The 22,857-nt window shown below is 39.8% G+C and carries 5 protein-coding genes, 4 tRNA genes and 6 rRNA genes; 13 read left to right on the top strand and 2 right to left on the bottom strand.

The annotated features are described in order from the left end of the window. Positions 1–5: 5 nt before the first annotated feature. The 13 genes from sov to rrf (KKQ79_RS09190) all read left to right on the top strand — a co-directional run bounded on the left by sov (position 6) and on the right by rrf (KKQ79_RS09190) (position 19,711). Positions 6–7,025: a T9SS outer membrane translocon Sov/SprA gene (sov, locus tag KKQ79_RS09250; RefSeq protein ID WP_213189860.1), complete on the top strand. Its 7,020-nt coding sequence runs from the start codon at positions 6–8 to the stop codon at positions 7,023–7,025. Between the two features lie 130 nt (positions 7,026–7,155). Beyond that, positions 7,156–7,533 (top strand): glycine cleavage system protein GcvH, encoded by a 378-nt coding sequence (gene gcvH, locus KKQ79_RS09245; RefSeq protein WP_213189859.1) that lies wholly within the window; start codon positions 7,156–7,158, stop codon positions 7,531–7,533. A gap of 58 nt (positions 7,534–7,591) precedes the next feature. Then, entirely contained in the window at positions 7,592–7,888 is a 297-nt protein-coding gene (locus tag KKQ79_RS09240; protein WP_250131224.1) for a VanZ family protein, read from the top strand. Positions 7,889–8,483: 595 nt separating this feature from the next. Next, positions 8,484–10,000 (top strand): 16S ribosomal RNA (locus tag KKQ79_RS09235). Positions 10,001–10,120: 120 nt separating this feature from the next. Further along, positions 10,121–10,194 (top strand) — tRNA-Ile (locus KKQ79_RS09230). 13 nt (positions 10,195–10,207) lie between these two features. Continuing rightward, a tRNA-Ala gene (locus KKQ79_RS09225) sits at positions 10,208–10,281 on the top strand. 170 nt (positions 10,282–10,451) lie between these two features. Then, positions 10,452–13,232: ribosomal RNA gene (locus KKQ79_RS09220) — 23S ribosomal RNA — on the top strand. A gap of 140 nt (positions 13,233–13,372) precedes the next feature. Next, positions 13,373–13,480: ribosomal RNA gene (gene rrf / locus KKQ79_RS09215) — 5S ribosomal RNA — on the top strand. Between the two features lie 1,234 nt (positions 13,481–14,714). Beyond that, a 16S ribosomal RNA gene (locus tag KKQ79_RS09210) occupies positions 14,715–16,231 on the top strand. A 120-nt stretch (positions 16,232–16,351) separates the two neighbouring features. After that, positions 16,352–16,425: transfer RNA gene (locus KKQ79_RS09205), tRNA-Ile, on the top strand. A gap of 13 nt (positions 16,426–16,438) precedes the next feature. Next, positions 16,439–16,512, top strand: a tRNA-Ala gene (locus tag KKQ79_RS09200). A 170-nt stretch (positions 16,513–16,682) separates the two neighbouring features. After that, positions 16,683–19,463 (top strand): 23S ribosomal RNA (locus tag KKQ79_RS09195). A 140-nt stretch (positions 19,464–19,603) separates the two neighbouring features. Continuing rightward, a 5S ribosomal RNA gene (rrf, locus tag KKQ79_RS09190) occupies positions 19,604–19,711 on the top strand. Together the 16S, 23S and 5S rRNA genes with 4 tRNA genes alongside form the textbook arrangement of a ribosomal RNA operon. A 509-nt stretch (positions 19,712–20,220) precedes the next feature. Here the strand turns inward: rrf (KKQ79_RS09190) and KKQ79_RS09185 are convergent. Beyond that, positions 20,221–21,575 (bottom strand): IS3 family transposase gene (locus KKQ79_RS09185; RefSeq protein ID WP_095072675.1). Its coding sequence is split into 2 segments (ribosomal slippage): positions 20,221–21,101 and positions 21,101–21,575, totalling 1,356 coding nucleotides; the frame shifts between segments, so codons are not numbered across the junction. 84 nt (positions 21,576–21,659) lie between these two features. Beyond that, a complete protein-coding gene (gene sucC, locus KKQ79_RS09180) occupies positions 21,660–22,850 on the bottom strand; it encodes an ADP-forming succinate--CoA ligase subunit beta (protein ID WP_213189856.1) in 1,191 nt (396 codons plus the stop codon). Between the last annotated feature and the right edge of the window lie 7 nt (positions 22,851–22,857).

The raw sequence follows: 22,857 nt of genomic DNA, 5'->3' as shown, positions 1-22,857 counted from the left end.
CACAAGTGAAGAAAACTTTTCCTCTGCATAAAATCTATTTTTCGATTGTATTTTTATTTTTTTCTGCGCTATTTCTTGCGCAGCAAAAGCCTTCGGATACAGCGAATATTTCTATAAGGAAAGATTATGCCTTGCCCAATCCTACGAGATACGAAGCATTCTATGATGTAAAAACAGGGATGTATTATCTCTACCCCAAAATTGGAAACACCGTAACTGGAGCGCCCATCGTTCTTACTCCAAAAGAATATTCTACTTACACCCTGAATAATAGTCTCAAAGATTATTATCAGCAAAAAGCTTTTGGTGGAAATCTCTACAAAGAAGAAAAAAAAGAAGCCGAAAAGAAAGGCTTAATCCAAAGTGTGACTATCAAAAATAAAATTTTTGAAACTATTTTTGGGAGCAATAAAATAGAATTGATTCCAAATGGTTTTGCGAGTTTTGATTTAGGAGGTTTGCACCAAAAAATTGAAAATCCATTAATTCTTCCACAAAACAGAAGCAATTTTGCGATTAATATTCAGCAGAGAATTCAGCTGGGTGTTTTAGGAAAAGTTGGAGAAAATCTACAACTCAAAGCCAATTACGATACGCAGTCTGGTTTTGCATTCGAAAACAGAATGAATCTCGTTTGGCAAGCCAAGGGAACTTGGAGAGATTTACAAAATCAAGCCATCGGTGAAGCAAAAAATCCACTAAAAGGTGGCGAAGATAAAATTATAAAAAGAGTAGAATTCGGTAATGTGAATATGCCACTTTCTACCAATTTAATCAGAGGTTCTGAATCACTTTTTGGTTTAAAAACCGAATTCCAATTAGGGAAAACGTACGGAACTTTGGTGTTTTCTCAGCAACAAGGTGAAGCCAGAAATATTGTAGTTCAAGGTGGTGGTGTAATGCAAACCTTCAAAATAAACGCTTATGATTACGAAGATAATCAGCACTATTTTTTAGGCCAATATTTCTTAAATAATTATGACAACGCTTTAGCCAATTATCCTTTAATCAATTCTAGAATTTCGATTACCCGATTAGAACTTTGGGTTTTAGACCAAGGTTCTGGTAATTTGCAAGAGCAAAAAAGTATTCTCGGGATTAGAGATTTAGGTGAAGGTGGAAGTTTTCCAGATAATTCTAATTTAGGGGTTTATAATGCAGTAGCCAACCTTGGCGGAATAAGAGATGTAAACCAAACTTATAACGCGATCAATAATCAATCACTTCCGAATACTACAGGTGACCCCAATTATAAAGACGGCGAACATTTTATCTTTAACCGAAAAGCAAAAAGATTAAATCCTGCTGAATATACCTTTAATCCACAAGTGGGTTATATTTCTTTGAATCAAAGATTAAATGATAATCAACTTTTGGCGGCGTCTTTTTCTTATACCGTTTCTGGTGACAGCAAAGTCTATAAAGTAGGGGAATTTTCCGAAGAAAGTCCAGTGGTGATTACCAAATTATTGAAACCGAACGTTTCCGTAAAAACCACTTCACCGATGTGGAATTTAATGATGAAAAACGTGTATTCTTTAAATGCCAATCAAGTAGATCCACAGAATTTCTTGTTAAATGTTTTATATCGTGATAATGACAGCGGTGGAAAAGTAAATTATCTACCAGGAACACCTGTTGCAGACCAAAATTTATTGAAATTATTCAATTGGGATAGACTGAATGTAAATAACGATATTCAAAATAATACGAATGGTCAACAAGGAGACGGTTTGTTTGATTTTGTACAAGGAATTACGGTGGATGCACAAAACGGAAGAGTAATGTTTACCAAAGCTCAACCTTTTGGTAGTTACTTAGAATCTGTTTTAGGAAGCAATGACCCAAAATTTGTTTTCAATGAACTGTATACCCAACAAAAACAAGTCGCTTCTGAAAATAATTTAGCACTTAGATACACCATCGAAGGTAGATATAAAGGTTCACAAGGAACGGGAATTTCTTTAGGAGCGATTAATGTTCCACGTGGTTCTGTAAAAGTAACTGCCAATGGAGTTGTGCTTACAGAAGGCGTAGATTACACCGTAAATTATATGGTAGGTGAAGTAACTATCATCAATGAAATGGTGAAACAATCTGGTCAAGCCATCAATGTGAGTTTGGAAAACCAAATGACCTTTAACACCCAGAGAAAAAGATTTTTAGGATTAAATCTCGAGAGAAAATTTAATGAAAATCTTACCATTGGTGCAACTGTGGTGAATTATTCAGAAACACCACTCACTCAAAAAGTACAAACAGGTTTCGAAGCCGTGAATAACACGATGGCTGGTTTTAACCTAATGTACAATAACCAATCGCAGTTTTTAACCAGACTTACAGATAAAATTCCGTTTGTCAATACAGAAGCACCATCTAATATTAATTTGAAATTAGAAGGAGCGTATCTTATTCCAGGTCAAAATAAAGGAATCAATGATGAATCTTACATTGATGATTTTGAACAAACCACTTCTAAAATTTCATTAAAAGAACCTGCAGTTTGGAGTTTAGCATCTAAACCTGAAATTGGTTTCGGAAATTCTAATAATAATGACCTTCAAAGCGGAAATGGAAGAGGTTTGCTATCTTGGTATAATATAGACCCAAGATTTTATGGAGTTGGAGGAAGAGCACCAAATGGAATTAACGCTGAAGCACTTTCTAATCACGCTTCCAGAAGAGTTCAGATGATAGAACTCTTTAACAATAGAGATTTTGTAGCGGGTGAACAAACCTTCACCAATACTTTTGATATTACGTATTATCCTAAAGAAAGAGGTCCGTATAACTTAAATCAAAATGCAGAAATTCCATCACAAAGATGGGCTGGTTTAATGAGACCGATTACGGTTTCTAACTTCAGAAGCTCGAATATAGAATATGTAGAATTTTGGATGATGGATCCTTATGCAGACGGTAAAATGTTAGGAACTGCTCCTAAATTAATGTTGCAATTAGGAAACGTTTCAGAAGATATTCTGAAAGATGGTAAACTGCAATATGAAAATGGTTTGCCTACACCCAATACTCCAGCGAAAACTTCTTCTACCAATTGGGGAACTCAGCCAGACCAATTCCCAGTTTTGTATGCTTTCGGTACAGAAAACGAAGAGAGAACTGCTCAAGATGTTGGTTTTGATGGATTGGATAACGTAGCGGAAGCTACAGCTTTCAATACCAATTTTATCAATCCAGTAAAAAATGAGCCAGACCCAGCTGCAGATGATTTTGTGTTTTATCTTTCTAATCAGTTTCAGGGTGCGTTAGCTTCATCTATGATTGAGCGTTATAAATATTTCAGAAATCCAGATGGAAACTCTCAGTCGAATTCTTTAGAAGTTTCTTCTCAAACTCCGGATGCAGAAGATGTAAATAAAGATTATAACCTAGACCAAAGCGAAAATTACAATCAGTATGATATTAATTTAGCACAAAGCGAATTGGTTTTAGGAAGAAATAATATTGTAGATGTAAAAGAAGTAGAAGTGAAATTCCAAAACGGACAAACTTCTAAAAATAAATGGTTCTTATTCAGGATTCCAGTTGCCAATTATAATTCTTCTACCGAAACTTCTGGTGCAGACCAAATCTTAAATAATGTGAGATTTGCCAGAATGATGCTTACTGGTTTTGATGAAACCGCTACGATTAGATTCGGAACATTAGACTTGGTAAGAAGCGAATGGAGAAAATATGGAAAAGGAATTGCTTCAAATAGAGTAGATGATCAGAACCAATTTGAAGGAACAGGAACTATAGATAATTCTAAATTTGATGTAGGAAGTGTAAACTTAGAAGAAAATGCATTGGGAACTCCACCTTATGTGTTGCCTCCAGGAATTGAAAGACAAGTTCTCAGCGGAAATGCAGGTGCTCAAAGACAAAACGAAGCTTCTCTTTATATGAAAACCAACCTTCCGAATGGTGAAGCAAGAGGTGTTTTCAAAAATATCGCTTTAGATATGAGAAGATTCCAAAATTTAGAATTATTTGTTCACGCAGAAGATTTAATTGGCAAAGGTTCTAATCTTGATAAATCTGCGAAATTCTTCATCAGATTCGGTAGTGATGCTACAGATAACTATTATGAATATGAAGCTTCGCTGAAATATACCGCTCCGAATGCCACTTCTCCGCTTGATATTTGGCCAAATGAAAACACCGTGAGATTAGCGATTCAGGATTTTGTAGATTTAAAAATCTTGAGAGACAAAAATTCTACGGTAACCAACGAAAGATTTACTTCGGCAGATTTTGGTGATGAAAATAAAGCCTTCTACGTAAAAGGTAGACCAAGTTTAGGAAATATTACCACCATGATGATTGGGGTAAGAAATAATGATGAGGTAGATAAAAATCTTATTCTTTGGGTGAATGAAATTAGACTTTCAGGTATTGAAAATAAAGGTGGTTATGCAGGAAACGCAAATCTTAACTTTAATTTAGGAGACTTTGCTACCGTAAATGCGAGTGGAGCTTATTCTACGATTGGTTTTGGTTTCATTAACCAAAAACCTGCGGAACGTTCACAGACTACCAACTCAGCTTTTGGTATCAATACAATGGTGAATGTAGATAAATTCTTGCCAGAGAAGTTAGGATTGAAGATTCCGATGAATTATTCTTATTCTCAAACCATAGAAGATCCTAAGTACAATCCACTGAATGATGATGTGGAATTTAGCAAAGATCCAAAGAAAGATGAACTGAAAAAAGTAGCAAGAACGTATACGCAACAAAGAAGTATTGGGGTACTCAATATGAGAAAGGATAGAATGAATCCTAATAAAAAACCAAAATTCTATGACGTAGAAAACTTATCCATTTCTTTAATTTATAATGATGATAAGTATAGAGATGTTTATACTAAAGACAATTACAGACAATATTTAAGAGGAAATATAGATTACAGTTTTAATTTTAAACCATGGAATCTTAAACCATTTAATAAAATTGTAAGCGATACCGCGAAGTCTTATCCATATCTGAAATGGGCGAAAGAAATTAACTTTAACATAGTTCCGACAAGAGTTTCTTTCAGAACGGAGTTAGACAGAAATTATAATGAATTAGAATTTAGAAATATTGATGCGTTGCTCAATGGAAATTCTTCTGCGGATTTTGATGTGATTAAAAACCGAAACTTCTTCTTCGGTTGGCAATATAACGTAGGATTTAATTTAACCAAATCCCTAAAATTAGATATTTCATCAGCTACCAGAACGATTAATGACCAATTGGATATTCAAACGTTTGACAGAAGTTCTATTTTCCAAAACGTTTTCCAAAAAGGAAGACCGGTTCTTTATAACCATAGAATTCAGTTGAGTTACAGATTACCATTCGAAAATTTACCTTATTTAGATTTTGTAAATACGGAGATTGGTTACGGCGTACAGTACAATTGGAGCGCTCGTTCTACAGCGATGGTAGATACTAATGGAGTAAAACTGGGGAACTTGGCACAGAATACCAATAATATTAATGTAACTGGAGGTGCAGATTTTAATAGTTTCTTCAATAAGTTTAAATATTTTAGAAAAGTAAATGATAAAATGAATGCCAGAAAATCTGAAATAGATTCTCTGAACAATGTCTATACTCAGAATTTCTTGAAAAAAGGAAGGAAAAAAGCATTCAAATCTTATACTTTTAAAAATAAATTGACGCCTACTCAAGCTTTTGCTTATGCTTTAACAGCGATAAAACAATTAGATTTTAATTATACTGAAAATAACGGAACGGTTTTACCGGGATTATTGTCTTCTCCTAATTTCTATGGATATGGAAAAGGAATTGGCGGGCCAACTTTTGGATTCTTGTTGGGTTCTCAAGCAGACATCAGAAGATATGCCATAGAAAACAGTTGGATTTCTTCTTCGGAATACATGACGGAAGCTTATTCTCAGATGACTACCAGAAATCTTACTGGGAATATTCAGATTCAGCCTATCAATGATTTTAGAATAGATGTGAGTTTTACCAAAAACTACATGAAAAATTTAATGCATGGTAATTTTAATGTAGATGCGATTAGCAGTACACCTCAGTTCGATTTTTCTTTCGCTAGTGAGATGATTACGTTTACCAATTCTAATATTCTCTTGAAGACAAGTTTTGGAAGCGATAATATTTATGAAAAAATCATTGAAAATGCTAAGACGATTTCTCAAATGTATGGAACACCACAAGCTGATGGTTACGCAGAACATTACAGCAAAGCCAATGCTTATGTATTGATTCCAGCTTTCCAAGCAGCGATTGAAGGAAAGTCTCCAACGAAAAATAACAGTTTAGAAAAATCTAAATTTCCAATGCCAAACTGGAGAATTACCTATTCAGGAATTAAAAACATACCTTTTATTAATAGTCAGTTTGCTAAGTTTGATATTCTTCATGCTTATACATCTACTTATACCGCAACAGGAATTCAGAAAAGCGTAGACTATTATAATAAGAATGTAAATCCTGGAGCTCCTCAATATGATATTAATAATGATGTATATAATCCTTATACATTTAATACGATTGGTTACGTAGAAGATTTCTCTCCACTTTTAGGAGCAGATGTTACCATGAGAAATAATATGCAGTTCCGTTTACAATATAATAAGAACAGAATGTATACACTCGGTTTGGTAAATCATACTTTAACCGAAGATTTAGGTTCTGAGTATGTTTTTGGTTTTGGATATATTTTAAAAGATTTAAAAATCAAAGTTAGGTATCAAGGAAAAGAAAAAAATCTGAAAAGTGATTTAAATGTAAGAGCAGATTTTTCATTGAGAGATAATCAAACCAGAATTACCAATATATTATTAGATGATTCACAGATTACCGGAGGTCAAAGATTAATGAGCGTAAAAGTTTCGGCAGATTATAACATCTCTCAGAACTTTAATTTAAGATTCTTTTATGATCAATTAATGACCAAGTATAAAATTTCTACAGCATTTCCACTTTCTACGGTTAGAGCTGGTATTACGGCAACCTTTAATTTTGGAGGAGGTCAAGGTTTCTAAATACACATATAATATATAATAGTATATAATATAGAATAGAATCAAATTTATTTGGTTCTATTTTTTTTAGAAAAAACTTTTTTGCAACCTCCATATAATTTCATTAATTTTGGGAAAAATAAATTTAGAAATGAACACACCATCAGAATTAAAGTACACCAAAGATCACGAATGGGTTAAACTAGAAGGAAACGTAGCTACAGTTGGAATCACTGATTTTGCTCAAAGCGAATTAGGAGACATCGTTTTTGTAGATGTAGATACTGTAGATGATGATTTAAATGCGGGAGAAGTATTCGGTAGCGTAGAAGCTGTAAAAACTGTTTCAGATTTATATTTACCAGTTTCAGGTAAAGTAATAGAGTTTAATGAAGAGTTAGAAGGTGAACCAGAATTGGTAAACACAGACCCATACGGAAAAGGATGGATTGTAAAAGTAGAACTTTCAGAAGGTGCAGACCAATCAGAATTGCTAACTGCTGAACATTACCAAGAACTCATTGGATAAGATAACTCACATATTTAGATATTACGTATTGCCCATTTATTGGGCAATACTCACATATATGCTCCTCAAACCTGGAGTAGAAAACAAAGAATATTGGTTTATGTTCTCTGGAATTGATAAAATACTCCATATATCAATATTCGCCCTATTAGGATTTGTTTTCAGAATTGGTTTTCCTAGAATGCGATTTTTTACCTTTTTCTTAATTATGTTTATATATGGATTAGGTACAGAAATACTACAAAGAGAAATGCATTTAGGCAGAAGTATGGAATTGTTAGACCTTATTGCAGATTTATTAGGAGTGTTGATGGGATATTTTATATATCAAAAAATAAAAAATGATTACTTCTAAATTCATATAATTCTTTGTGATGTTTAGGATTTATAGTATAAATAATACTAAACAAAGCGTATTTTCTTATTGTGGATAACTTTTAAAATGAATGTAAGTTGTTTGTTACCAGAATAATGTTTTCCCCAATTTAAACAGCTGTATAGTTTTTTGTAGAAAAAATTTGCATTGTATTTATTTATAGTCATACTTTTGCATCACCAAAATAACGGAAAGCGCAGGAGCTAATTAAGGAAAAAGATACGAAACGAGAACAAAAAAATATTTAAGAAAATATTTGGAAGTTTGGAAAAAAGAGTTACCTTTGCAGTCCCTTAAATGAGGGAGCGCAGAAGAGTAAAGTTTTTTTGAGAGAGATAAATTAAGTTAAGCTAACATAATAAATAGTGCGACTGACGGTCTTGAAAAAAAATATCAAAAAAGTTTTGTTGATTAAAAAATAATTAATACTTTTGCACTCGCAAATCAGAAACGCAAGATGACAGAAAAGTTTTCTGAGGCGCGAAAGAAAAAGAGATCTTTGAAATACAATATAACAACCAAGTAAAAAAAATAAACCAAAGCGAAGTCAACTTTGAGTAAGTCAGACAAACATACAATGGAGAGTTTGATCCTGGCTCAGGATGAACGCTAGCGGGAGGCCTAACACATGCAAGCCGAGCGGTATTGTTTCTTCGGAAATGAGAGAGCGGCGTACGGGTGCGGAACACGTGTGCAACCTGCCTTTATCTGGGGGATAGCCTTTCGAAAGGAAGATTAATACTCCATAATATATTGAACGGCATCGTTTGATATTGAAAGCTCCGGCGGATAGAGATGGGCACGCGCAAGATTAGCTAGTTGGTGAGGTAACGGCTCACCAAGGCGATGATCTTTAGGGGGCCTGAGAGGGTGATCCCCCACACTGGTACTGAGACACGGACCAGACTCCTACGGGAGGCAGCAGTGAGGAATATTGGTCAATGGGTGCAAGCCTGAACCAGCCATCCCGCGTGAAGGACGACTGCCCTATGGGTTGTAAACTTCTTTTGTATAGGGATAAACCTACTCTCGTGAGGGTAGCTGAAGGTACTATACGAATAAGCACCGGCTAACTCCGTGCCAGCAGCCGCGGTAATACGGAGGGTGCAAGCGTTATCCGGATTTATTGGGTTTAAAGGGTCCGTAGGCGGACTTATAAGTCAGTGGTGAAAGCCTGTCGCTTAACGATAGAACTGCCATTGATACTGTAAGTCTTGAGTATATTTGAGGTAGCTGGAATAAGTAGTGTAGCGGTGAAATGCATAGATATTACTTAGAACACCAATTGCGAAGGCAGGTTACCAAGATATAACTGACGCTGAGGGACGAAAGCGTGGGGAGCGAACAGGATTAGATACCCTGGTAGTCCACGCCGTAAACGATGCTAACTCGTTTTTGGGGCTTCGGCTTCAGAGACCAAGCGAAAGTGATAAGTTAGCCACCTGGGGAGTACGCTCGCAAGAGTGAAACTCAAAGGAATTGACGGGGGCCCGCACAAGCGGTGGATTATGTGGTTTAATTCGATGATACGCGAGGAACCTTACCAAGACTTAAATGGGAATTGACAGCTTTAGAAATAGAGCTTTCTTCGGACAATTTTCAAGGTGCTGCATGGTTGTCGTCAGCTCGTGCCGTGAGGTGTTAGGTTAAGTCCTGCAACGAGCGCAACCCCTGTCACTAGTTGCCATCATTCAGTTGGGGACTCTAGTGAGACTGCCTACGCAAGTAGAGAGGAAGGTGGGGATGACGTCAAATCATCACGGCCCTTACGTCTTGGGCCACACACGTAATACAATGGCCGGTACAGAGGGCAGCTACACAGCGATGTGATGCAAATCTTGAAAGCCGGTCTCAGTTCGGATTGGAGTCTGCAACTCGACTCTATGAAGCTGGAATCGCTAGTAATCGCGCATCAGCCATGGCGCGGTGAATACGTTCCCGGGCCTTGTACACACCGCCCGTCAAGCCATGGAAGCTGGGGGTACCTGAAGTCGGTGACCGTAAAAGGAGCTGCCTAGGGTAAAACTAGTAACTAGGGCTAAGTCGTAACAAGGTAGCCGTACCGGAAGGTGCGGCTGGAACATCTCATTTTAGAGCGTCATTAGACGTAAAACAAAATTAAAATAAGAACTTACTCAGTTCGCTTTGGTTTTTTACTGGTTGATATATAAAAATATACCCCTAATCATTAGTAAGAGGGAAGAGATTTAAAGTCTCGTAGCTCAGCTGGTTAGAGCGCTACACTGATAATGTAGAGGTCGGCAGTTCGAGCCTGCCCGAGACTACTAAAGAATTAGAGGGGAATTAGCTCAGCTGGCTAGAGCGCCTGCCTTGCACGCAGGAGGTCAAGGGTTCGACTCCCTTATTCTCCACAGTTTTAGAGGTCTAATTTAAAAGTGACGAATAGAGCCAAAAACAATATTTGTTTATTAGACATTTAAGAAGAAAAATAGATCATTGACATTAACGATAAAGACATCACAAAGAGATAACCGAGCACTTTCGAGTGCCGAGTATAAAAATATACTAATATAATATTAGGAAAGAAATCGTTAAGGGCGTATGGCGGATGCCTAGGCTTTCAGAGGCGACGAAGGACGTGGTAAGCTGCGAAAAGCTGCGGGGATTGGCACACACGAATTGATCCGCAGATGTCCGAATGGGGCAACCCGGCATGTTGAAGACATGTCACTGCGCAAGCAGAGCAAACCCGGAGAACTGAAACATCTAAGTACCCGGAGGAAAAGAAATCGAAGAGATTCCGTAAGTAGTGGCGAGCGAAAGCGGATTAGCCCAAAAGTCTTTATATGTTTAGAAGAATGTTCTGGAAAGAACAGCCGTAGAGGGTGATAGCCCCGTAATCGAAAGGCATACATAGATGATAAATGAGTAGGGCGGGACACGTGAAATCCTGTCTGAATATGGGGGGACCATCCTCCAAGGCTAAATACTCCTGAAAGACCGATAGTGAACAAGTACTGTGAAGGAAAGGTGAAAAGCACTTCGAATAGAAGGGTGAAATAGAACCTGAAACCGTACGCCTACAAGCGGTCGGAGCACCTATATGGTGTGACGGCGTGCCTTTTGCATAATGAGCCTACGAGTTAATTTTACTAGCGAGGTTAAGGACTTCAGGTCCGGAGCCGGAGCGAAAGCGAGTCTGAATAGGGCGCATAGTTAGTAGGATTAGACGCGAAACCTTGTGATCTACCCATGGGCAGGTTGAAGCTCTGGTAACACAGAGTGGAGGACCGAACCGGTTGACGTTGAAAAGTCTTCGGATGACCTGTGGGTAGGGGTGAAAGGCCAATCAAACTGGGAGATAGCTCGTACTCCCCGAAATGCATTTAGGTGCAGCGTTGCGACAAGTTTATTAGAGGTAGAGCTACTGATTGGATGCGGGGGTTTCATCGCCTACCAATTCCTGACAAACTCCGAATGCTAATAAATGTTTCGCAGCAGTGAGGGCATGGGTGCTAAGGTCCATGTCCGAGAGGGAAAGAACCCAGACCAACAGCTAAGGTCCCCAAATATATGCTAAGTTGAAACAACGCGGTTGGACTGCATTGACAGCTAGGATGTTGGCTTGGAAGCAGCCATTCATTTAAAGAGTGCGTAACAGCTCACTAGTCGAGCGGTCCGGCATGGATAATAATCGGGCATAAGCATATTACCGAAGCTATGGATTTGTACAATAGTACATCTGGTAGGGGAGCATTCTATTTGCGCCGAAGCAGTATCGCGAGGTATTGTGGAGCGGATAGAAAAGAAAATGTAGGCATAAGTAACGATAAAGGGGGCGAGAAACCCCCTCACCGAAAGACTAAGGTTTCCTCAGCCATGCTAATCAGCTGAGGGTTAGTCGGGGCCTAACGCGAACCCGAAAGGGGTAGTGGATGGACAACGGGTTAATATTCCCGTACCTGTATAATAATAAAGTGACGGAGTTGGAAATTAGGTGCGTACTGACGGAATAGTACGTTGAAGTAACTGCGAGGTTACGATAGTACAGCAAGTCTTCGGATGCGCTGATAATCCTAAGGACCCGCTTCCAAGAAAAGCGATTTATACAGCCCGTACCAAAACCGACACAGGTAGTCGAGGAGAGAATCCTAAGGTGCTCGAGTGAGTCGTGGCTAAGGAACTAGGCAAAATAGTCTCGTAACTTCGGAAGAAGAGACGCCAGCAGTAATGCTGGCCGCAGTGAAGAGGCCCAGGCGACTGTTTATCAAAAACACAGGACTCTGCTAAATCGAAAGATGCTGTATAGGGTCTGACACCTGCCCGGTGCTGGAAGGTTAAGGAAGGTGCTTAGAAGTAATTCGAAGGCATTGACTGAAGCCCCAGTAAACGGCGGCCGTAACTATAACGGTCCTAAGGTAGCGAAATTCCTTGTCGGGTAAGTTCCGACCTGCACGAATGGTGTAACGATCTGGGCACTGTCTCAGCCACGAGCTCGGTGAAATTGTAGTATCGGTGAAGATGCCGATTACCCGCAATGGGACGAAAAGACCCTGTGAACCTTTACTATAACTTCGTATTGACTCTGAGTAAATAATGTGTAGGATAGGTGGGAGGCTTTGAAGCAGGCACGCTAGTGTTTGTGGAGCCAACGTTGAAATACCACCCTTTGTTTACTTGGAGCCTAACTTCGAAAGAAGGACATTGCGTGGTGGGTAGTTTGACTGGGGTGGTCGCCTCCAAAAGAGTAACGGAGGCTTTCAAAGGTACCCTCAGCACGCTTGGTAACCGTGCGTAGAGTGTAATGGCATAAGGGTGCTTGACTGTGAGACCTACAAGTCGATCAGGTGCGAAAGCAGGACATAGTGATCCGGTGGTTCCGTATGGAAGGGCCATCGCTCATAGGATAAAAGGTACTCCGGGGATAACAGGCTAGTCTCCCCCAAGAGCTCACATCGACGGGGAGGTTCGGCACCTCGATGTCGGCTCGTCACATCCTGGGGCTGGAGAAGGTCCCAAGGGTTGGGCTGTTCGCCCATTAAAGTGGCACGCGAGCTGGGTTCAGAACGTCGTGAGACAGTTCGGTCTCTATCTATTGCGGGCGTTAGAAGTTTGAGCGGAGTTGACTCTAGTACGAGAGGACCGTGTTGAACAAACCTCTGGTGTATCAGTTGTACCGCCAGGTGCACCGCTGAGTAGCTATGTTTGGAAGAGATAAGCACTGAAAGCATATAAGTGCGAAACTCGCCGCGAGATGAGACTTCTTTTAAGGGTCGTTGGAGATGACGACGTTGATAGGCTACAGGTGTAAAGGCAGTAATGTCATAGCCGAGTAGTACTAATTACCCGTAGATTTATAGCCTAATAGGCACTCGAAAGAGATAAGGTTAGCTCTTTGTGAACGTTTTTATCGATAAAAAAGGAATTAGTCTTGAAAGGGCTAAGGATTTAGATTAAACCTAAGTCCTAAAACCTAACAACTAATCCCTCATATAAAGCCTTTAGGGTGGTTTTAGCAGAGGGGCTCACCTGTTCCCATTCCGAACACAGAAGTTAAGCCCTCTAGCGCCGATGGTACTGCTAACGCGGGAGAGTAGGTCGCCGCCAGTTTTTATTTTTAAATCCTCATCATGTAAATGATGAGGATTTTTTGTTTTATCACTATTCTATCTAATCCAATCTCATCAAGCTATCATTTTGAAAGCATAATACTTTAAATGAGAAAATACTCATGAAAATTGACTTGCATATATAAATTATAAACATGGATTTATATTTGAAGAAGGAATAGCATTAAAAAGCCTCTGTTCTAATGAAGGACAGAGGCTTTTTATTTTATAAGTTTGTTTATGTTTAAATATATTATACTTGGATTACTCCCAAATTAAACTTATCTGTAATAGGAGAATGGTTTGCTGATTCTATTCCTGCAGATATCCATTTTCTGGTGTCTAAGGGATTAATAATAGCATCAACCCATATCCTAGCGTAAAAGTAAAGAGTTTTATAAGTAGTTTTAGTTATGTTACATGGGATTGTTTTACAATAGGGTATAATATAAAGTTTTTTGCTTTGGTAATACTATATCTTTTTCAAAAATCAATAAATATTTGCTCAAATCGGGTTGTAAATATGAGTAAAATTTCTATCAAAAATGGATAAGTTTCAATAAGAATTATTTTATTAAAAGTTCTTTTAACGATTTATGAGAAAATTTAGGAGCCATTTCCCGCTTTCCACTACAATCTTTTTGGCTCGTCAAAGCCTCTCGCCAAAAAAGGATTTCCGTTTCAATCGGGGCTAAATGGAGATTGCAAATTGAAGTTCTCTATTTAACATAAATTAAAATTAAATTTTTCCTATTAGTTTTCAGTAAGTTGTGACTAATGTCATGAAAAAGTTGTAAATAAATTTGGGGATTGTGTAAAAGTTCGTATTTTTGCAATCCCAAACAACGGGAAAGCGCAGGAGGTAATTAAGGAAAAAGATACGAAACGAGAACAAAAAAATATTTGAAAAAATATTTGGAAGTTTGAAAAAAAGAGTTACCTTTGCAGTCCCTTAAATGAGGGAGCGCAGAAGAGTAAAGTTTTTTTTGAGAGAGATACATTAAGTTAAGCTAACATAATAAATAGTGCGACTGACGGTCTTGAAAAAAAATATCAAAAAAAGTTTTGTTGATTAAAAAATAATTAATACTTTTGCACTCGCAAATCAGAAACGCAAGATGACAGAAAAGTTTTCTGAGGCGCGAAAGAAAAAGAGATCTTTGAAATACAATATAACAACCAAGTAAAAAAAATAAACCAAAGCGAAGTCAACTTTGAGTGAGTCAGACAAACATACAATGGAGAGTTTGATCCTGGCTCAGGATGAACGCTAGCGGGAGGCCTAACACATGCAAGCCGAGCGGTATTGTTTCTTCGGAAATGAGAGAGCGGCGTACGGGTGCGGAACACGTGTGCAACCTGCCTTTATCTGGGGGATAGCCTTTCGAAAGGAAGATTAATACTCCATAATATATTGAACGGCATCGTTTGATATTGAAAGCTCCGGCGGATAGAGATGGGCACGCGCAAGATTAGCTAGTTGGTGAGGTAACGGCTCACCAAGGCGATGATCTTTAGGGGGCCTGAGAGGGTGATCCCCCACACTGGTACTGAGACACGGACCAGACTCCTACGGGAGGCAGCAGTGAGGAATATTGGTCAATGGGTGCAAGCCTGAACCAGCCATCCCGCGTGAAGGACGACTGCCCTATGGGTTGTAAACTTCTTTTGTATAGGGATAAACCTACTCTCGTGAGGGTAGCTGAAGGTACTATACGAATAAGCACCGGCTAACTCCGTGCCAGCAGCCGCGGTAATACGGAGGGTGCAAGCGTTATCCGGATTTATTGGGTTTAAAGGGTCCGTAGGCGGACTTATAAGTCAGTGGTGAAAGCCTGTCGCTTAACGATAGAACTGCCATTGATACTGTAAGTCTTGAGTATATTTGAGGTAGCTGGAATAAGTAGTGTAGCGGTGAAATGCATAGATATTACTTAGAACACCAATTGCGAAGGCAGGTTACCAAGATATAACTGACGCTGAGGGACGAAAGCGTGGGGAGCGAACAGGATTAGATACCCTGGTAGTCCACGCCGTAAACGATGCTAACTCGTTTTTGGGGCTTCGGCTTCAGAGACCAAGCGAAAGTGATAAGTTAGCCACCTGGGGAGTACGCTCGCAAGAGTGAAACTCAAAGGAATTGACGGGGGCCCGCACAAGCGGTGGATTATGTGGTTTAATTCGATGATACGCGAGGAACCTTACCAAGACTTAAATGGGAATTGACAGCTTTAGAAATAGAGCTTTCTTCGGACAATTTTCAAGGTGCTGCATGGTTGTCGTCAGCTCGTGCCGTGAGGTGTTAGGTTAAGTCCTGCAACGAGCGCAACCCCTGTCACTAGTTGCCATCATTCAGTTGGGGACTCTAGTGAGACTGCCTACGCAAGTAGAGAGGAAGGTGGGGATGACGTCAAATCATCACGGCCCTTACGTCTTGGGCCACACACGTAATACAATGGCCGGTACAGAGGGCAGCTACACAGCGATGTGATGCAAATCTTGAAAGCCGGTCTCAGTTCGGATTGGAGTCTGCAACTCGACTCTATGAAGCTGGAATCGCTAGTAATCGCGCATCAGCCATGGCGCGGTGAATACGTTCCCGGGCCTTGTACACACCGCCCGTCAAGCCATGGAAGCTGGGGGTACCTGAAGTCGGTGACCGTAAAAGGAGCTGCCTAGGGTAAAACTAGTAACTAGGGCTAAGTCGTAACAAGGTAGCCGTACCGGAAGGTGCGGCTGGAACATCTCATTTTAGAGCGTCATTAGACGTAAAACAAAATTAAAATAAGAACTTACTCAGTTCGCTTTGGTTTTTTACTGGTTGATATATAAAAATATACCCCTAATCATTAGTAAGAGGGAAGAGATTTAAAGTCTCGTAGCTCAGCTGGTTAGAGCGCTACACTGATAATGTAGAGGTCGGCAGTTCGAGCCTGCCCGAGACTACTAAAGAATTAGAGGGGAATTAGCTCAGCTGGCTAGAGCGCCTGCCTTGCACGCAGGAGGTCAAGGGTTCGACTCCCTTATTCTCCACAGTTTTAGAGGTCTAATTTAAAAGTGACGAATAGAGCCAAAAACAATATTTGTTTATTAGACATTTAAGAAGAAAAATAGATCATTGACATTAACGATAAAGACATCACAAAGAGATAACCGAGCACTTTCGAGTGCCGAGTATAAAAATATACTAATATAATATTAGGAAAGAAATCGTTAAGGGCGTATGGCGGATGCCTAGGCTTTCAGAGGCGACGAAGGACGTGGTAAGCTGCGAAAAGCTGCGGGGATTGGCACACACGAATTGATCCGCAGATGTCCGAATGGGGCAACCCGGCATGTTGAAGACATGTCACTGCGCAAGCAGAGCAAACCCGGAGAACTGAAACATCTAAGTACCCGGAGGAAAAGAAATCGAAGAGATTCCGTAAGTAGTGGCGAGCGAAAGCGGATTAGCCCAAAAGTCTTTATATGTTTAGAAGAATGTTCTGGAAAGAACAGCCGTAGAGGGTGATAGCCCCGTAATCGAAAGGCATACATAGATGATAAATGAGTAGGGCGGGACACGTGAAATCCTGTCTGAATATGGGGGGACCATCCTCCAAGGCTAAATACTCCTGAAAGACCGATAGTGAACAAGTACTGTGAAGGAAAGGTGAAAAGCACTTCGAATAGAAGGGTGAAATAGAACCTGAAACCGTACGCCTACAAGCGGTCGGAGCACCTATATGGTGTGACGGCGTGCCTTTTGCATAATGAGCCTACGAGTTAATTTTACTAGCGAGGTTAAGGACTTCAGGTCCGGAGCCGGAGCGAAAGCGAGTCTGAATAGGGCGCATAGTTAGTAGGATTAGACGCGAAACCTTGTGATCTACCCATGGGCAGGTTGAAGCTCTGGTAACACAGAGTGGAGGACCGAACCGGTTGACGTTGAAAAGTCTTCGGATGACCTGTGGGTAGGGGTGAAAGGCCAATCAAACTGGGAGATAGCTCGTACTCCCCGAAATGCATTTAGGTGCAGCGTTGCGACAAGTTTATTAGAGGTAGAGCTACTGATTGGATGCGGGGGTTTCATCGCCTACCAATTCCTGACAAACTCCGAATGCTAATAAATGTTTCGCAGCAGTGAGGGCATGGGTGCTAAGGTCCATGTCCGAGAGGGAAAGAACCCAGACCAACAGCTAAGGTCCCCAAATATATGCTAAGTTGAAACAACGCGGTTGGACTGCATTGACAGCTAGGATGTTGGCTTGGAAGCAGCCATTCATTTAAAGAGTGCGTAACAGCTCACTAGTCGAGCGGTCCGGCATGGATAATAATCGGGCATAAGCATATTACCGAAGCTATGGATTTGTACAATAGTACATCTGGTAGGGGAGCATTCTATTTGCGCCGAAGCAGTATCGCGAGGTATTGTGGAGCGGATAGAAAAGAAAATGTAGGCATAAGTAACGATAAAGGGGGCGAGAAACCCCCTCACCGAAAGACTAAGGTTTCCTCAGCCATGCTAATCAGCTGAGGGTTAGTCGGGGCCTAACGCGAACCCGAAAGGGGTAGTGGATGGACAACGGGTTAATATTCCCGTACCTGTATAATAATAAAGTGACGGAGTTGGAAATTAGGTGCGTACTGACGGAATAGTACGTTGAAGTAACTGCGAGGTTACGATAGTACAGCAAGTCTTCGGATGCGCTGATAATCCTAAGGACCCGCTTCCAAGAAAAGCGATTTATACAGCCCGTACCAAAACCGACACAGGTAGTCGAGGAGAGAATCCTAAGGTGCTCGAGTGAGTCGTGGCTAAGGAACTAGGCAAAATAGTCTCGTAACTTCGGAAGAAGAGACGCCAGCAGTAATGCTGGCCGCAGTGAAGAGGCCCAGGCGACTGTTTATCAAAAACACAGGACTCTGCTAAATCGAAAGATGCTGTATAGGGTCTGACACCTGCCCGGTGCTGGAAGGTTAAGGAAGGTGCTTAGAAGTAATTCGAAGGCATTGACTGAAGCCCCAGTAAACGGCGGCCGTAACTATAACGGTCCTAAGGTAGCGAAATTCCTTGTCGGGTAAGTTCCGACCTGCACGAATGGTGTAACGATCTGGGCACTGTCTCAGCCACGAGCTCGGTGAAATTGTAGTATCGGTGAAGATGCCGATTACCCGCAATGGGACGAAAAGACCCTGTGAACCTTTACTATAACTTCGTATTGACTCTGAGTAAATAATGTGTAGGATAGGTGGGAGGCTTTGAAGCAGGCACGCTAGTGTTTGTGGAGCCAACGTTGAAATACCACCCTTTGTTTACTTGGAGCCTAACTTCGAAAGAAGGACATTGCGTGGTGGGTAGTTTGACTGGGGTGGTCGCCTCCAAAAGAGTAACGGAGGCTTTCAAAGGTACCCTCAGCACGCTTGGTAACCGTGCGTAGAGTGTAATGGCATAAGGGTGCTTGACTGTGAGACCTACAAGTCGATCAGGTGCGAAAGCAGGACATAGTGATCCGGTGGTTCCGTATGGAAGGGCCATCGCTCATAGGATAAAAGGTACTCCGGGGATAACAGGCTAGTCTCCCCCAAGAGCTCACATCGACGGGGAGGTTCGGCACCTCGATGTCGGCTCGTCACATCCTGGGGCTGGAGAAGGTCCCAAGGGTTGGGCTGTTCGCCCATTAAAGTGGCACGCGAGCTGGGTTCAGAACGTCGTGAGACAGTTCGGTCTCTATCTATTGCGGGCGTTAGAAGTTTGAGCGGAGTTGACTCTAGTACGAGAGGACCGTGTTGAACAAACCTCTGGTGTATCAGTTGTACCGCCAGGTGCACCGCTGAGTAGCTATGTTTGGAAGAGATAAGCACTGAAAGCATATAAGTGCGAAACTCGCCGCGAGATGAGACTTCTTTTAAGGGTCGTTGGAGATGACGACGTTGATAGGCTACAGGTGTAAAGGCAGTAATGTCATAGCCGAGTAGTACTAATTACCCGTAGATTTATAGCCTAATAGGCACTCGAAAGAGATAAGGTTAGCTCTTTGTGAACGTTTTTATCGATAAAAAAGGAATTAGTCTTGAAAGGGCTAAGGATTTAGATTAAACCTAAGTCCTAAAACCTAACAACTAATCCCTCATATAAAGCCTTTAGGGTGGTTTTAGCAGAGGGGCTCACCTGTTCCCATTCCGAACACAGAAGTTAAGCCCTCTAGCGCCGATGGTACTGCTAACGCGGGAGAGTAGGTCGCCGCCAGTTTTTATTTTGAAATCCTCATCATGCATATGATGAGGATTTTTTGTTTTATACCTATTCTATCTAATCCAATCTCATCAAGCTATCATTTTGACAGCATAATACATTAAATGAGAAAATACTCATGAAACTTGACTTGCATATATAAATTATAAACATCAATTTATATTTAAAGAAAGAAAAGCATTAAAAAGCCTCTGTCCTTCATTAGAACAGAGGCTTTTTACTTTATAATTTTATGTATGTTTAAATATATTATACTTGGATTACTCCCAAATTAAACTTATCGGTTATAGGAGAATTATTTGCAACTTCTATTCCTGCAGATATCCAAATGAATTGCAATAGGGATAGTAGTGGAAATCCTTTTTTTGCTCTGTATAGCGTTGGCAAAAAAAGATTGTAACGTATAGCCCGCCCGAATATGTGTTGGCTCTTGCTTCGGAATGAGGGATTGCCATAAAATTAAAAATCCGTCCTAAAATAGACTGCACCCAAAAGTTTAGACAAAATTAAACAATATTTTCAAAGGAAAGAGTTCGGTACTGTACCGGACTCTTTCCTTTGAGATTGAGTCTTATTCTATCATTGTTGTAATAGTGAATGTACTTCACTATTTCCATCTTAAGTTCCTGAATGGAACCAAACTTTCTGGTATAAAACATTTCTGATTTTATCGTTCCAAAAAAGTTTTCTATCACCGCATTGTCCAAACAGTTTCCTTTTCGGGACATACTTTGAATAATACCTTTTTCTTTTAACAAGTTTTGGTAATGTTTCATTTGATATTGCCAACCTTGATCAGAATGTAGAATGATGTTTTGTGTAGATTTTACTTTTCTGAATGATTTCTTTAGCATTCTGATGATTTGGCTAAACACAGGTCTTTCAGATAAGTCAAAACTGACAATTTCACCATTAAATAAATCGATGATTGGAGATAGGTAAAGTTTATTACCCGATACATTAAACTCTGTAACATCGGTTGCCCATTTCTGATTAGGAGTGTCCGATTTGAAATTCCTCTGTAGAACATTGGGCGCAATTTTCCCTTGCTCTCCCTTGTAAGATTTATATTTCTTCACTCGGATAATACTCTTTAAACCTAATATTTTCATAAGTCGTAAAACAGTTTTGTGATTAATCAAAATTCCTTTTTCTTTCAAAAGCAAAGTAATTCTTCTATAGCCCAACCTTCCTTTATGACGATGATAAATCTGCTTAATCATTTCTTTTATTTCCGCATATTTATCTTTCATTTGAAAGCGTTTTTGATAGTAATAAAAACTGCTTCTTGCCATCGATGTACAATGCAGCAGTACTGCTAAATCAAAGTCCTGCCTTAACTCTTCGATGGCTTTGGATTTTTCCTTTCCTGAATTAAGGCGTCTAACTTTTTTAAAATGGCGTTCTCGGCTTCTAAATAATAAATCCTCTCCAACAGTTCTTCCTCCCTTGTTAAGGGCTTGCCTGTTTTCTTTTTTTTTCGCTTGTAATTACTCATGGTTTTAGGTCTTCCTCTGGGTCTGTTTTCTAAACCTAAAATACCATTTTTTTTGTAATTTCGCTGCCAACTAAGAATACTGGACTCCGCAGGAATATTAAACCTTCTCGACGCTTCTTTTAAACTTAAATTCTCTTTCTCAATTACTGATAAAATCTTTAATTTAAAATCTTTTGTGTAATGCGTATTGGAAAGCCGAACAAGTCCTGAAACTCCATAAAGTTCATAAAATTTTATCCATTTACGAACCAAGGAACCACAAACTCCAATGCGTTTTCCTAAATCGTCTGTTCCAATATCCCCTTTGTGATATCTCTTTATAGCTTTTAATTTAAAGTCTACTGAATATTTACTTTTCCCCATAAAAAATGCCCCTAAAAAGTGTCTAACTTTTTGGGGGCAGTCCAAAATAGAACGGATTTGTTTATTTGAAGTAAGTTTGTTTTATTATGCTAAAACTTCTGATACTTTGTTTGCAGCTTCTTCTAAAGTAATTGCTGAGTGAATTGGTAAACCAGCATCGTCAATCAATTGCTTCGCTTCTACAGCGTTTGTACCTTGAAGACGTACAATTAAAGGAACAGGAAGGCTTCCCATAGCTTTGTAAGCGTCTACTACACCTTGAGCAACTCTGTCGCAACGTACAATTCCTCCGAAGATGTTAATAAGGATTGCTTTTACATTTGGATCTCTTAAGATAATTCCGAAAGCAGTTTGTACTCTCTGAGCATCTGCAGTACCACCTACATCTAAGAAGTTTGCAGGATTACCACCAGAAAGTTTTATGATATCCATGGTAGCCATTGCAAGACCTGCTCCGTTTACCATACAAGCTACGTTACCGTCTAATTTCACGAAATTAAGACCAGCTTCGCCAGCTTCTACATCCATAGGATCTTCTTCTCTAGTATCTCTTAATGCTGCTAAATCTTTGTGACGGAATAATGAGTTGTCATCTAAAGTTACTTTGGCATCTACTGCTACAATTTTATTGTCTGAAGTTTTAAGAACTGGGTTGATTTCGAATAAAGAAGCGTCAATTCCTACATAAGCTTTGTAAAGTGCATCAATGAATTTTACGAATTCTTTGAAAGACTCACCTGATAAACCTAAGTTGAAAGCGATTTTTCTAGCTTGAAAACCTTGTAAACCTAAAGTAGGGTCGATTACTTCTTTGTGAATTAAATGAGGAGTAACTTCTGCTACGTGCTCAATATCCATACCACCTTCGGTAGAATAAACTACAGTATTTTTACCTAAAGCTCTATCTAAAAGTATAGAAACGTAGAATTCTTTAGTTTCGGTTTCTCCAGGATAATATACATCTTCTGCAACCAAAACAGAGTTTACCAATTTACCTTCTGCTGAAGTTTGAGGCGTAACTAATTTCATCCCGATGATGTTCTGAGCATTTTCTTTTAGTTTATCATAATCTGGTGAGAATTTTACACCGCCACCTTTACCTCTACCACCAGCGTGAACTTGAGCTTTTACTACCCAACCTTCGCTTCCAGTTAATTCTTTTAATTTATCAGCTGCTTCTACAGCTTCCTCTACGTTGTTTGCTACAAAACCACGTTGGATTCTAACGCCGTAAGAAGCTAAAATCTCTTTTGATTGATACTCGTGAAGATTCATAATATTT

This window comes from Cloacibacterium caeni, assembly GCF_907163125.1.
Classification (GTDB): domain Bacteria; phylum Bacteroidota; class Bacteroidia; order Flavobacteriales; family Weeksellaceae; genus Cloacibacterium; species Cloacibacterium caeni_B.
This window is presented reverse-complemented; position numbering and strand designations above follow the sequence as displayed.